The organism is Niabella pedocola, assembly GCF_021044425.1.
Lineage (GTDB): Bacteria > Bacteroidota > Bacteroidia > Chitinophagales > Chitinophagaceae > Niabella > Niabella pedocola.
This window is the reverse complement of sequence record NZ_JAJNEC010000007.1, coordinates 672597-686456: the sequence shown is the minus strand read 5'-3', so window position 1 is coordinate 686456 and position 13860 is coordinate 672597. Positions and strand designations below refer to the sequence as shown.

General features: G+C 48.1%; 14 protein-coding genes. 12 read left to right on the top strand and 2 right to left on the bottom strand.

Going from position 1 to position 13860, the window contains the following annotated elements:
* Positions 1-16: 16 nt before the first annotated feature.
* Entirely contained in the window at positions 17-1015 is a 999-nt protein-coding gene (locus LQ567_RS23710) for a DUF4302 domain-containing protein (RefSeq protein WP_231008393.1), read from the top strand.
* 125 nt (positions 1016-1140) lie between these two features.
* Here LQ567_RS23710 and LQ567_RS23705 read toward each other — a convergent pair whose 3' ends face one another.
* Both LQ567_RS23705 and LQ567_RS23700 read right to left on the bottom strand, forming a co-directional pair.
* Positions 1141-1902, bottom strand: coding sequence for a response regulator transcription factor (locus tag LQ567_RS23705; RefSeq protein WP_231008392.1), 762 nt, complete (start codon positions 1900-1902; stop codon positions 1141-1143).
* An 825-nt stretch (positions 1903-2727) separates the two neighbouring features.
* Positions 2728-3369 (bottom strand): DUF4303 domain-containing protein, encoded by a 642-nt coding sequence (locus tag LQ567_RS23700; RefSeq protein ID WP_231008391.1) that lies wholly within the window; start codon positions 3367-3369, stop codon positions 2728-2730.
* Between the two features lie 170 nt (positions 3370-3539).
* On the opposite strand from LQ567_RS23700, the gene LQ567_RS23695 reads away from it, so the two are divergent.
* The 11 genes from LQ567_RS23695 (at position 3540) to LQ567_RS23645 (ending at position 13667) form a co-directional block, all read left to right on the top strand.
* Complete coding sequence (locus LQ567_RS23695; RefSeq protein ID WP_231008390.1) at positions 3540-4445, top strand: hypothetical protein; 906 nt, start codon at positions 3540-3542, stop codon at positions 4443-4445.
* A complete protein-coding gene (locus tag LQ567_RS23690) occupies positions 4442-4858 on the top strand; it encodes a hypothetical protein (protein WP_231008389.1) in 417 nt (138 codons plus the stop codon). Before LQ567_RS23695 ends, LQ567_RS23690 begins: the two co-directional genes overlap by 4 nt.
* Before the next feature lie 107 nt (positions 4859-4965).
* The gene (locus LQ567_RS23685) at positions 4966-5640 is read left to right on the top strand and encodes an SMI1/KNR4 family protein (protein WP_231008388.1); all 675 of its coding nucleotides are present in this window, start codon (positions 4966-4968) and stop codon (positions 5638-5640) included.
* A gap of 117 nt (positions 5641-5757) precedes the next feature.
* Positions 5758-7029: a hypothetical protein gene (locus LQ567_RS23680; RefSeq protein ID WP_231008387.1), complete on the top strand. Its 1272-nt coding sequence runs from the start codon at positions 5758-5760 to the stop codon at positions 7027-7029.
* A complete protein-coding gene (locus tag LQ567_RS23675; RefSeq protein ID WP_231008385.1) occupies positions 7026-7460 on the top strand; it encodes a hypothetical protein in 435 nt (144 codons plus the stop codon). Before LQ567_RS23680 ends, LQ567_RS23675 begins: the two co-directional genes overlap by 4 nt.
* 106 nt (positions 7461-7566) lie before the next feature.
* On the top strand, positions 7567-8166 hold the full coding sequence (locus LQ567_RS23670) for a TetR/AcrR family transcriptional regulator (protein ID WP_231008384.1): 600 nt from the start codon (positions 7567-7569) through the stop codon (positions 8164-8166).
* 49 nt (positions 8167-8215) lie between these two features.
* Entirely contained in the window at positions 8216-8710 is a 495-nt protein-coding gene (locus LQ567_RS23665) for an acyl-CoA thioesterase (protein WP_231008383.1), read from the top strand.
* 216 nt (positions 8711-8926) lie between these two features.
* A complete protein-coding gene (locus LQ567_RS23660) occupies positions 8927-9532 on the top strand; it encodes a GNAT family N-acetyltransferase (protein ID WP_231008381.1) in 606 nt (201 codons plus the stop codon).
* 675 nt (positions 9533-10207) lie between these two features.
* Entirely contained in the window at positions 10208-10753 is a 546-nt protein-coding gene (locus LQ567_RS23655; protein ID WP_231008379.1) for a sigma-70 family RNA polymerase sigma factor, read from the top strand.
* 37 nt (positions 10754-10790) lie between these two features.
* On the top strand, positions 10791-11933 hold the full coding sequence (locus tag LQ567_RS23650; RefSeq protein ID WP_231008377.1) for a FecR family protein: 1143 nt from the start codon (positions 10791-10793) through the stop codon (positions 11931-11933).
* A 168-nt stretch (positions 11934-12101) separates the two neighbouring features.
* Positions 12102-13667 carry a DUF1565 domain-containing protein gene (locus LQ567_RS23645; RefSeq protein WP_231008375.1) on the top strand — a complete coding sequence of 522 codons (1566 nt, stop codon included), beginning with the start codon at positions 12102-12104 and terminating at the stop codon, positions 13665-13667.
* Positions 13668-13860: the final 193 nt, after the last annotated feature.

Sequence of the window (13860 nt, the reverse complement as noted above, 5' to 3'; positions counted from 1 at the left end):
TTATTAAAAGAACGTAATGAAAAGAAAGAATATACTATTGGGAGCCTTTGCGTTGCTGCTGGTGCTGGGATTCGGATCCTGCCAGAAAAGCGACTTACCGCTGGATGGAACAGTTTCGAAAGAACGGATCGCAGCGCTTCAGAGCAATCTCAAAAAGGCGTTGCATGATACCACGCAAGGCTGGGTGATGATGGTTCAGGGATTGAATGCGAATGTAAGGACCGCCATGCCGGTGTTATTAAAGTTTGATACATTAACCGGGGATGTAACTACCCGGACCCTGTTTTCAAAAGATAAACAAAGTTCCAAGTTTGTATTGTCTGCAAGTACCGGAGTGCCGTTGTTATCCTTCTCCACGTTTTCATATATCTCGCAAACATATACCGCGGCAAATACAGCCATTACGGATTTCTTCTTTAAAGTACTGGATGTAACGGCGGATTCGATCACCATTCAGCCTTTCCGCAAAGGGAATATTTACCAGTCGGAGGGAGGGGCCATCATGAAGCTGTTCCGTGCCAGTTCCGATAAAATGAAATGGGCACTCGACCTGCTCAATGCACCGGGCAATACCGGCAATATCTTTACTCAAACCTCCCTTTTTGGAAGAGATCTGGAAGTGCGGCTGAAAGCCAGTTTTGCTACTGATTCCATCAGAAGCCGTACCGGATTTTATTCATGGGGAGGCAGCCTTAATGTGGTAAAATCCAATACACCCATTACACGGACGTATCCGACCCTCAATCCGATCGTGATTGAATTTTATACGACCTTCCCGATTCCGGCCAATGCTGTGCCGCTGGATGTAAATACGGTGGTAGGCGATGGTTTGATCTACTGGCAGCCCACTACTGCATTAACACCGGCAGACTATTTCTTGAACGGACCGAATGCAACGATTAATTTTCTGAAAACAGACTATCTGCTGATAAAGTCGATGACTGCAAACAGTGTGGAAGTATACGCGGTAGATGCAAGCGGCAATGTCTGCATTACCGGGCGCATCGGCGATTAACATGATCGTTTATCTGATTTATATAAGGCTGTCTCCCGGGACAGCCTTTTTATTTAGCCCATTTATTTAATAAATCAAATTGCCGCATCAGGTGCTGTTGAGAAGGGGCGGGGGCGATGGCACACTTAAATCAACGCCTGGTCAATAGCTGCCGCCGTAGCCTCCGTAATGTTCTTCACGCCCAGTTTGGCGAATAAGTTCTTCTTGTGAAATTTTACAGTATCGATGCTTACATAGATTTTGGATGCAATCTGCTCCATCGTAAATCCCTGAACGGAATAGATAAGGATCTCCCGCTCGCGTTTGTTTAACTGGATGATGGGCATTGCTTCCCAGGTATCCGTTGCAAGATTGAATTCAAAGGCCTGTTTCAGTTCTTTACTTTTAAACCGGATATGGCCGGATGTTGTATGGGAGGAAAGGGATACCAGGCAAAGTGCGATCCATGGATTGGCATGCTGGTCTAAAAGCAATGGCTTTAATTTATGATTGATCATTAACAGGTTCCCCGTGGGCTGTTTAAGATGAAAATCATAAGAGATGGAAAACTTGAGACGATCGTCTTTCGACAGATTGCCGAAAAATGCAAAGCCGGCTTCATTGATTTTTAAAAGCAGTTCCAGGTCTTCCTGCGGAACATGTTTCAGGTAATACAGAAACCCGTCTTCCAGTACCTGCCGGGGTGTGTTACCACAAAGAAAAATCGGATTGTCGGATACATAGATAAAGCCCCTCTTGTAATAGTCTACCAGGTACACACTCTGGTAAGTGACCTGGCTGATCGATTTCGCAAAATCGATCAGGGGACGTACTTTCTCATAATCTTCCTCTGCAAGATGTTCGTTAAAATGAATCGGCTTAAAAAAATCCTGCACATCTATGCCCATGGGTACAGTCTTTGTGTCATCAAAAAATCAATTATTACGCTGGTCCCATTATGGGGTACGGTATGATCTGCTTCCATTCTGAAAGATAATTAAAAATGCAGACAAAGAAAGACCGGGACAGCGGTTCCGGTTATGAAAACAAACACAGCCGCTTTCTTACTGGTGATTTCTACACATTTGTGTAGTGGTTGAATGCGATTCCTCTGACCTCCCGGCACGGGAGATGCGACAGGGATCTGTAACGCTACCGGCTGCCCCACTTATGTGTAGTTTTTTAAAAAATATGCCGGGTTTTACACCCGGGAACAGAATTTCATGGTAGCTTTATCGTTCCTGATGAAAAATAATTGCCGGAGCCGCTTTTAAGCACCCCTTTATTTCATTCAATTGTTTAATGATATAAAGCAGATACCTGTTCCGAAGCAATGAACATGCTGCAGCTCATCCCTGAATTATTTTGAATGCCGTTGCAACCTATGATAACACCTCGGTCACCCGGGCGGCTGAAATTGCACTCCAACGGTTGATTGCGGTTCGCAGATCCCTGCCGGGAAACGCGGTGCAATCATAAGTGAAGACGATGCTACGGCAGAACCGCAGGCCGCAGTTACTGCATGGCTTTTTAGCGCGAAGTTCAGTTGCTCCGGTTCCAGGGTTCCTTTGAAGCAAAAATCTGAAAACCGGCATAGATATAAGGAAAAGAACTTTTGTTGTGCATTTAATCGGTGTATGAACGCGTAATTTCCTCCTGCTCAAACTACGGGAATTCTTCATGCCGTCCGCTGATGGAAAAAGCGTGTTGCCAGCGTGCCGGCCTCTTTTTTGTCAGTTCCATGTCTGTATCCAGTTCAGGTATTGCTGCCGGTAAGTGTTATCATTTAACTGCGTTACGATCTTTTCCGGTACTCCCGGTGCCCAATCGTAGTCGCTTATATGGTACAGCAGGAATACCTCACGCCCGGCCATGGTATCAAAAAAGCCCTCGTTGCGCAAGCGCAGTAAAACGGCTACGCAAATTTCCTGCAGTTGTTCTCCAAAGGGCTGCGCCTGCTGTTGGTTTATCTGCCATAACTGGCGGCTGATGGCATCAAAAGCAGCGGCCGCACCTTCCATTTCGTATTTCCATTCTACCGGTTCAAAGGTATAATATGGAAGGGCGTCTGTATCGGCAGCTTTCTCCAGGTACTCCAGCGTATTGGCTGCAGGGCAGAGCGTAACCGCATCTTCATCACTGTAAAGGGCAAATGAATAGATCCTTTCCTTATCGCTCCGGTTTATCAGTTCCGTAAAGGCAGTGCGGGTAGCAGCTTCAATAGCCGCAAAGAGGTTGCTTATTGTTTCTTCCATATTATTAAATAAAATGATCGTCAACGTTGTTCCAATTCCTTCTAATACAGCGGGCTCCTGTAATAATCCTGTAGAACCGGTTGTTTCAGCTGTGGTAAAGATAATTTTTTGTTGGGCCATATTTTTTATTGTAGACGCAATGTAGACACCTGGTTTTTTGTTTTGTAGACTGTTTGTGGATGTAATTATTTGGATTTCAATCGATGGGGGCAACATCTTTGTATGGTATTACCCATCTGTTGAAAATGCTTTCTTGAATTTTAAATACAAATGCTGTTAAACCGGAACATATGAAGAGGGCGAGCTTACTCGTTTTATGCAGTCTGCTTTTGTTTACAGGGGCTTTTGCACAAAGGGAGTCCGGTATCCGGACCGCGGCATGGTTGCAGGCCCGTTTGGAATTGTATTTTGAGAGCCGTGTCACCATGAAGCAGTTGACGACCCGGCGTTATGCCCGTTTTAAAAGCGATCTGATACATTCGGAATTTGATCATGGAATGAGCCCCGCCGAGCTGGAGGCAAAGTGGGGGAGGAGCTACACCAGCAGGCGATCCTACCTTCCGGGTGGTTTTCTGATCCCTTTACAGGATTGGAACCATATAACGGTAAATTGCCGTTTTTTTGCAGCCGGAGGAGGCACCATATGGGTAACGGCCCAGTTTACCGAAAGCGGCAGCCGGGAGTCTTACGCCCGGTATATCCGGCTTGTAAAGCAGGACGGCATTTATCGCATTGATGATGTATGGGAGGCGGAATCAGCGCAGGGGATTATCGGTGATTACAATGGCGACGGACAAGCCGATACGCTTTGTGTGCGCTTTGCCAGTAGCATAGATGGGCAACCGATACTGATGGATACCATGCTGGAGTACGACAGCCTTATCGCAGCCGTTGTTCGAAAAAAACCGCTGCTGCAGCTCGTGGCTCCGGGGCTTCGCCCGCTGGTATTGAACCAGGGTCAGTTTTATGTGCTCGGACTGGATTATGGGGCAAACATCGGAAATGTGAACCGGCTGCCCGGTGATGAATTGGCGGTGGTGATCCGGGGTGCAGACTGGTCGGCCATTAACCGGATCGTCGTATTTACATATAAAAAAAACGGGTGGATCCGGATCAGGGAACAGGAGATCCGCGAAGAAACGCTACCCCGGATACGTTCCGACGGGATACCACCCAGCTACGAACAGGAAAAATGAAAAGATATACGTATCGCGATCTCGACAGTGATTTCAGCGATCATTTCGAAAAAAAGCGAAAACAATACGAACTGCTCGGCTGCCTGCCGGGTGGGATGTGTACAAGAGAATGGCTGATTGAGCATACCCTGCAGCTGCTTGGGGAGCTTACACCAGTGCTGGCCGTTGTGCTGAATGCAGAACTGGAGGCCGGTAACCGGATCCGCACCGTGTGCCGTTGGAGCGCCGGTGGGCCGCTGGATATCGTTTTGACCGCTCCTTTTGTCCGGAAATATAAAGCAAAACACCTGAGTTATCTGCAGGTGAAGGATCCCTGGTCTGGTTCCGGATTGGTTTACCTGCAGTATACTACACCCAGCGCACCCGGGCAGCGTTTACTGGCAGCAACCAGTTCCGGAACAGGCAGGTATTAACTAAGGAGAGCAGTTCTGCCTTGAATTTTGATTTGCTATTTTCTGGTTCTGTAATAAGGCGGACACAATTTTAAATAAAATAACAGTCTGCAAAACCGAACGCGCGTATGACAGATTTGCAACAACTCGAACAACAATTCCATTTCCGTTACCCGGAGCTGTATCACCGGCTTTATGCCGATGGGATGCTGAACTGGGGCACCGCAGGGCCGGATTGGATCAGCCGGCAATATCCTTTGTTGCGCCAGGATCCGCCACTCTTACTCTTTGCCAACGACTTTGAACTGATGCCGCTTGATGACATCCGCAGCCAGATGGAGGAGTTTGCCGATCCGGACTATTGGATGCGCATCCGGCCGGGACTGCTTTTTGTACCTTTTGCCGGCAATGGCGCCGGTGACCTCTATTGTTTTCTGGTAACCGAAAAAACGGCCGATGACATCCCGGTCGTATTATTTTGGCACGATGCTAACCGTGCATCATACTTAGCCAGGAACCTGCAGGATTTTATTTTCCGGACCATGCTGGAAGCTGTTACAGTGGTGGATACTGAGGATTATGGTTTATTGCCGACGAAAGGGTTTAAAGAAGACTTGCAGCGCTTCCTGCGTACACACCGGCCCTACCTGAAAGAGCGGCAGTGGCAGCGGCTAACGACGGTCTATAACCGGGAAAGCGCCACAAAATTCATCCTGGATGAACAGGAGCTAATGGCGCTGCTGGAAGAAGAAGCCGGATGGACACTATGGAACGGGGAATTCCCGTACCAGCAAACCAGCTAGGCTCCCACACGGTTTTGCGGAAGATGCGGAGCCGGAACAGGGGCGCATATTAACGACAAACCCTGGTAGTAATATAAAAACAATGCACCGTATCGAACGGTTTTAAAAACAAATAACATGCATGCAACGATCCGTTGGGTTATTGAACAACTGAATGTCCATATCCGGCAGGCCTGGCAGAGCGGCGATAAGTACGATTTTATAGATCCTGCTGCTGAACTGTGCGGGATGCTGGAGCGGCTGGAAACACCCGGTGACGCCCTGGAACCGCTTTTTATGCTTATAGAAAACAGCCCGGATATGGATTATGGCGGGCCGGGACCGCTGGGTGCTTTTTTAGAATCCCTTTCGGGGGAGGGGTATGAAGAACAGCTGATAGCATCGCTGCGTCGAAAGCCCACTGTATATACGCTTCACCTTCTGGATGCCTGCCTGCTTGATAATAATGATACCGGTCAGGCAACTTACCTGTTCCTGATGACGGAGATTGCCGCCCACACGGAGCATCCGGGAAACATCCGCGAGGAGGCGCGGGCACACCTGGCGCATGCTATGACGCATATCTATCCCTCATCCGCTGAGTTAAGCAGCGGGCTGGTGGTGGCCCAAACGCTTCTGTCGGAAACGGCAACCCAACGGCAAAAACAACAACAGGTAGCCGCTGGTGCAATACCAACAGCTGCTACGGTGTTTTATAGTGGTATCCGTTTTAAACTGATTAACCGGCAGCAGGCCGGTGCATGGCTACCGGTGGTAAATGATATTCCCGGTATGGGCCCGCTTTACGATTTGTATGATGAACAATATTTTCCACTTTTTGAGGACAACGGTTTTTTTCTTCTGGCAGAGGAAGATGTGGTTGCAGATCAGCTGGCATGGACGGGTGGCGGACCGGAAGGAATATGCGTACTCGGTTTTATCTTTTTGAAAAACCTCCGGCTGAATACACACCTGATTGTTTTTGATACGGCCCGTTCCCCGGTCCTTATTGTACATGGAGATCTGCAATGTCCGCGTATATGTCTATCGGGTAACCGGCATTATATGGGCGGCCGGGTAACGGCAGACCTGGTTTGGGCCCGGCCCGGGAATGGCTTGCTTTGTTTGGATGGGCATAGCGAAATACACCTGATCCTGGCGGATGCGATGCAGGTCTTTGTGCGTGCATTGAAAGAAGATACGGTACTGATCAGTATGATGGGAATGAATATTTATGTAAAAGATCCCGGCGGGCCCGAATGGCTGCAGCGGCCTGGTACCGGAGCGCTGGAAGCTGTTTTTCTTCCCGGGTTGCTGGTAACGGATGCCGATGGCTGCTGCATATTGCGGGAAGAAGGCTCCGGCACCCTGCTGGACCAGATCAAACAACAAAAGAAAATTTTCCAATGAGCTGGAAATGGGGCACGGCGCTTTTGCTGTTAGCAGGTTTTTTAACAGGGTTATACTCCTGTTATGGTACCCGGAGAACACTGCTTATGGAAAACAGGGTGCATCACTGGAAACTGTATTTTGTTAAAAAAAGCAATTTTTCAGTGGGCACCTACCGGCATTTTGAATTGTATTACAAGAACAGGCCGCTGGTATTGCCCAAGGCGGTAACAGACGGGCAGCGGGATATAAACACCTTTGAAGCGGCCTCTATCATCGATAACCGCAGCAATGCGTTTGGAACGGCCGTCGTAACATTTGAGGGCCACTTTACAGATACCGCAGGCGTAGGGTACCGGCAGCTGGTAACCCTGCACATCCGGCCCTTATTTAACGATGACCTGCAGGTGTACAATCCCTGTAACGGAGCAACGGTGGTGATTACCCCATGACCGGTAACGATATTGCAGCGCATCCCTGAATGATATTGAATGGAACAAAACATGTGTGCGTATAATAAATATACCAATCGGTATATTTTGTATATTTGTGGCAACTATGCAAATCTTGTCAAAATCGGCGCGAACGCGGCAGTGGATCATTGAAAGAGCGGCTTCCGTTTTTAACGAGCGGGGGTATGCCGGAACTTCTCTTGCAGATCTTACCGATGCAACGGGGCTGACAAAGGGCAGTATTTATGGGAATTTTGAAAATAAAGATGCGGTGGCCCTGGCCGTTTTCGATTATAACTACAACCGGGTTGCGGCGTATCTGAAAGCGAAAATACAAGCTACGGATAATGCCATTGAACGGTTGCTGGTGTACCCGGATACATACCGCAATTATTTGAAAGTACCGTTTTTACGATCGGGCTGTCCGATCCTGAATACCGCAGCAGAAGCAGATGATACCCATCCCTTGCTGCGAAAAAAAGCAGCCGGTGCTCTGGCATTCTGGAAAAAGGCCATAGAGAACCAGGTAAAGCGAGGCATTGACCGGGGGGAGATAAAACCGGGCACCAATCCAACCCAGGTGGCAGTGGTCCTGATTTCCCTGATTGAAGGCGCCTTTATGCAGGCGAAGGTTACGGAACGGACTACGGAGCTAAAGATAGCGATGGACTACCTGGAGGAAATGATCCGGGGTTTAAGCGTATGATTTTTTTGACCATAAATATACTGATCGGTATATTTTTAAAAACCGTTTAATGGTACTATTCGAAAAGTTATTGGAAAGCAGGATGAAAGTGCGTTTTCATGATTGTGATCCGTTCAATCATTTGAATAATTCGAGGTATATGGATTATGTGATGACGGCGCGGGGCGACCAGGTTCAGGAACATTACGGCCTGGATATTTATAAGATTGCAAGGGAAGAGGGCCTGGGCTGGGTATCGGCGCAAACACAGATCGCTTATCTGGTTCCTGCCGATCTCATGGAAGAAATTGTGATTCAAACGCAATTAACCGCCTTTTCCGGCCGCAGTTTAATGGTGGAGGCGCTTATATGGAATGCAGATAAAAGCGTATTAAAGGCTCTTGTATGGACGCGGCTGGTGCACTACGACCTGCACGCTAAAAAAAGTCATCCGCACTCGGCGGCATTAATGCAGCTTTTTGAGCAAGTGGTAAACCCGTTTGTGCCGGAAACGGATTTTGAAACCCGGGCAAGGGATCTGAAAAATAAAACTGCCGGGGTGTAAAAAATATACGGCAGGCAGCATTACAACGAGGCAGCGCCCTGTGCCTGCTCCGGCTGCCGGCTGATAGGAATAGCTACGGGGAGCTGTTGGCGGCAGTAATATTGATCCGGATGTTGTATTTTGTGACAGGACTTGAGCACTTATCCGGTCTGTATCTGAAGGCCCGATTTACGGATATGGAGGCGTAATGTTGCAGCAGGTTTAAAAACTGTTTTTATGAATTTTATATTTTCAAACAGGATCGTTCTGGAAAATGAAGTGGTGATCTTACAACCGCTCGTTGTGGAAGATACCGGTCATTTGCTGTCCATTGCTACAGAAGATCCTGCATTGCTTCAGTTTTCACCCAAACCGATCTATACGGAGGAATTATTGACGGAATATATTGCGAAGGCCGTTGCGCTCAGCGATCAGAAAACGCGATATGCCTTTAGTATCTATAGTAAACCGGAGCAGTGCTATGCCGGCACTACTGCATTCCTGAATATATCAAACGAAGACGACCGGCTGGAGATTGGCGCTACCTGGATCGGGAACCGGTTTCATGGAACCGGTTTAAACCGCCAGTGTAAATACCTGCTGCTTCAATACGCCTTTGATGTGCTGCAGGCCCACCGGGTGGAATTTAAGACCGATGAACGGAATCTGCGGTCAAGGCGGGCTATCGAAAAGATCGGCGGCCGGTTTGAAGGGGTGCTCCGGGAGCATACCGTGATGTATGACGGGTACCGGCGCAATACCTGTTGTTACAGTATTTTAAAAAGCGAATGGGATGCCATGAAGCACTCCTTTTTGCCAAACGGTTCGGGGGAAGTTTCATAAAAGCGCATTACCGCAATATGCCGGAAGGGCGGGCGGGTACCGCCTCCGGGCAACTTAGTATCGGCAGGCCTGAGGCCGGATAGCCCTGTCTTTCATGTGTTTTGATCACGCTGTTTTGTTTACGGCTTGCAGCCCATAAAATATCCTGGGAAAACGACGGGCATACAGATCTGGCACAGAGGTGCTGGGACAAATAAGGGACATTAACCAAAAATACCCTAAAATGGGTATTTTTGAACGGGGGCAGTCCAGTTAACTTTGTGCCGTCAAAGCGTGGTTTTAATAGAGCCGCCATAAGTTCAAACAATTTCCGGATCTACCTAGTCATTTCCGGTATCCGACTTCTCCCGTAAATATACATTGTAAATAAAATGCCAAAACCCCGGTATCCCCAGGGATACCGTCGGCTCTATACCTGAAGGATACCATGCGGCAGGCTTCCGTGCACAGGTTGCACTGTTGAATTCACTGCCAATTGGAACTGGTGGAAACGATTGCATAGCCGGAGTAAGATTTTTGATGAAATCTTATATTATATTTGGGGAGACAGATTGTAAAACAGCATCCGGACCTTCCTGAACAGGGCAGTAGTATTGTAGCAGATGGAATCGTGCTATATGAAAATGAGAACTGCGCGCGGGCAGGGCTCCGGTCGTTTTTAAACCAATGTGCTTTATGTCGCAGCAGCAGGACATTTTATTGATCGACCGGTTAAAAGAGAACGACAATGCTGCGTTTGACGAACTCTATTTAAAATATTTTAAGGTCCTTTGTGCAAATGCCTTTTTCTTCCTGAGAAATGAAAACGAGGCCAAGGACCTGGTGCAGACCTTATTCCTGGATATATGGGAAAAAAAATTGTATGAGCATTTCCACAAAGATGTGAAAGGCTATCTTTTTTTTGCCGTAAAAAACCGCTGTCTGAATTTTATCAAAAGCCGGAAGGTGAAGGATGCCCGGGCGGAGATGTTTAACCGGTTTCAGGGTGCGTCGCTTCAGAAACCCGAAGAACCGGAAGATATGACCGGCCACCAGGACCGGCTGGAGTCCTTATTGGCGGATATGAAGGGGCAGAAAAAGGCGGCGCTCACCATGGTATATTTTAAGGAAAAGAAGTATAGTGAGGCTGCGGAGGAGCTGGGAATTGGTGTAAATTCCCTGAAGACCCACCTGAAAAGTGCCTTAAAAACGTTAAGATTAGGAATGATCGGAAAAAAATAATTAACCCGGTTTGGGTTTTTGTTGTATTTATTTGAGCATGACCATTGATTACGATAAAATATTGGTACTCTATCTGGAGCATCTGACGGGAACCATCAGTCCGGAAGATGCCGTGCTGCTCCGTCAGAAACTTCATACAGACGGTTCTGTAAAGCAGATCTGGGAACAATTGGAGCGCGAAGGGCAAACACCGGAGATGGAGCAGTTCCTGAAGAACCTGGATCCGGAAATGGAGCTCCGGAGTCTGAAAGAGCGGATGCAGCCGGTGTTACCGGTTAAAACCTCCGGTGGTCGTACTATACGAAGGATGCTTTCGGTAGCCGCAGCGCTGCTGGTGCTTGTTTTTGGAACCTATTATTTATTCAAAGAAAAAAAGATCACCGATACCGGGGCCATTGCCTCCCTGATCCGTGAAAACCGGAATGCGGTCAGTCTCCGGCTTGGATCCGGGGAATCGATCGATCTGAACCGGGCACCGGAAGCCATGCAGATGGGGCAAACGGTATTAAACCTGGATTCTAACAGCCTGAACTTCCGCTCGGCAGATACGGCGGTGAACCTGTTGTCGATACCCCGAGGAGAAAACTATACGCTTCATTTATCAGATGGAACAGTGGTAACCCTGAACGCCGATTCAAAGCTCCGGTTCCCGTTTCGCTTTTGGGGACAAACGCGGGATGTATACCTGGAAGGGGAAGCCTATTTCAAAGTGGCCAAGGATCATAAGCATCCTTTTATTGTGCACACCCCCCTTACTGAAGTAGAAGTGGTAGGTACGGAATTCAATGTAAATACCTATAAGGCCGGAACCGTATCTACGGCGCTGATCGAAGGAAAAGTACTTACAGGAACGCCCGGAGGAGCAACACAACCCCTGTTACCGGGGCATGCCGCGGTTTACAATACATCCCGCGGATTTAAGATAGAGGAAGTGGATACCGATGATGTGGCGGCCTGGGTAAAAGGCGTATATTATTTCCATGATCTTCCGTTTCATGAGCTGGTTACGATGATGGCGCGATCCTATGGTGTGGCCATATCCGTTGATAATTCCGCGCTCTCCGGCAAATCAGTTTCCGGTGTAATGGATAAAAACAATCTTCCGGAGCTGCTGGAAGATCTGAAAACGACCGTTGGCATCAAATACCATTATTCGGGTCATACCTTGCATATTTATTAGCATGTAGCGTTCCTGGCCAGGTTCCTGACCGGAGCCCGGTGTGGCAACCTGATTTTTGCGACTGTTTGCCGAAGATGTAAAACCAATCGGTGATGGCATTCACCCGTTTTTCAGAAAAGTTGTTATTGAATAAGAAGCGCGGTGCTTCCATGTGAAATATCAACAAGTATGAAACGGACAACAAAAAGAAACGGATTACTATGCATGATGGTGATGACTGTTTTGATTGCCTGCGGTAAGCCTTCGTTCCAGGATTTGAAAAACAACGGGAACGGGAAACCTCCTGCACACACGTACTACGTGGCTGCCGATGGCAATGATGCTGCCAATGGAAGTTCGCAGGCTCCCTGGAAAAGCATCAATAATGCCCTGGCAAAAGTGGTAGCGGGAGATACGGTACAGGTGCGGGGAGGCATTTATTATGAAAAGATCAGCTTTACACGCTCCGGCATTCCGGGGATGCCGGTGGTGCTGAAGGCCGCCGGTGAAGCGCGCCCGGTTATTGACGGTAGCAGGATCAGCGTAAACGGCTGGGAAGCGCTGGTAACCATCTCCAATACGCAGCATATCGTAATGGAAGGTTTTGATATTCGCAACCTTACCACTTCAGTGAAGGGCGCGGATCCGGAAGGGATCCTTATCAATGGCAGCAGTAAACACATTACCATCAGGAATTGTAATATTTATGATATTAAGCATACGGCCACGCTGGAAAACTGGCGCAGCGCCCATGCCATACTGGTGCTCGGGAACGGTGCACAGCCCATCACGGGTATTGAGATCTCCGGATGTACGGTACATGATACAAAAACCGGCACCAGCGAGAATATTACCCTGGCCGGTAATGTGGATGGGTTTACGATTGCCCATAATAGGGTATACAATACAGAGAACATCGGCATCATTATAGCAGACGGGGGTGGATTAAATCCGGGCGGTGATCCGGCAACCAATTTTGCCCGTAACGGTGTGGTGAGCGATAATGAATTGTATAACGTGAGTATGGCCAACAGCACCGATGTGTGGGGACTTAATAATTATGGAGCGATTGCCATTTATATATGCGGCGGTGCCCATACGGTTGTTGAACGGAACCGGGTATATAACAACGACAGGGGGATCGGGCTGGTGAGTGAGAACAATGCTTATCCCACAAAACAGGTGATCGTACGGAATAATTTTGTGTATAACAACTGGCGTACGGGAATCTATATGGGTGACTACCTGAATTTTACTACAGCGGGCACCTATAACTGTTATGTAGTGAACAATACACTTTTTCAAAATAATAAGACCACAGGCGCCTTTGGCGAAATAGAAGGAGAGATCCGGTTGACGGAGCGTTGCTTTAACAATGTGATCCGGAACAATATTATTTATGCAGGCCCGGAGGATGTGTTCGTTCATAAATATACCGGCACCGGCGCCGATAATATGATCGACAATAACCTGTATTATACCCGGGGCACGCCGCAATGGATCTGGAACAGCACCAATGGAACGGCGCTGAAAAGTATGGAAGCCTGGAGGGCCGCAAGCGGTGGCGATGCCGGATCGGTTTATGGCCTGGATCCGCTATTGGTAAATCTTACGGTACCCGATCTGCATTTGCAGGCGGGCTCTCCGGCACGCAATACCGGTGTGGTGATCAGCGCGGAGGTTAATGGTACTACCGATATAGACGGCAGACCCCGTATCGTAGAGAATCGCATCAGTAAAGGCGCGCAGCAATAATAAGGTAGCCGGCGCACCGGAACAGGAACCTGCAGCGCTGTATATACAAAATAGCAGGTGTTCGTAGCACCGGCAACCATGTGGTTTTTACATTGCGATAAATGGCTTGCTTTAAAGGGTATGTTACCGGCAACCTATTTGGAAAATAAAAAAGATGGAAATTATTTGCTGTTTTCTTCACCCGGTTTTATTT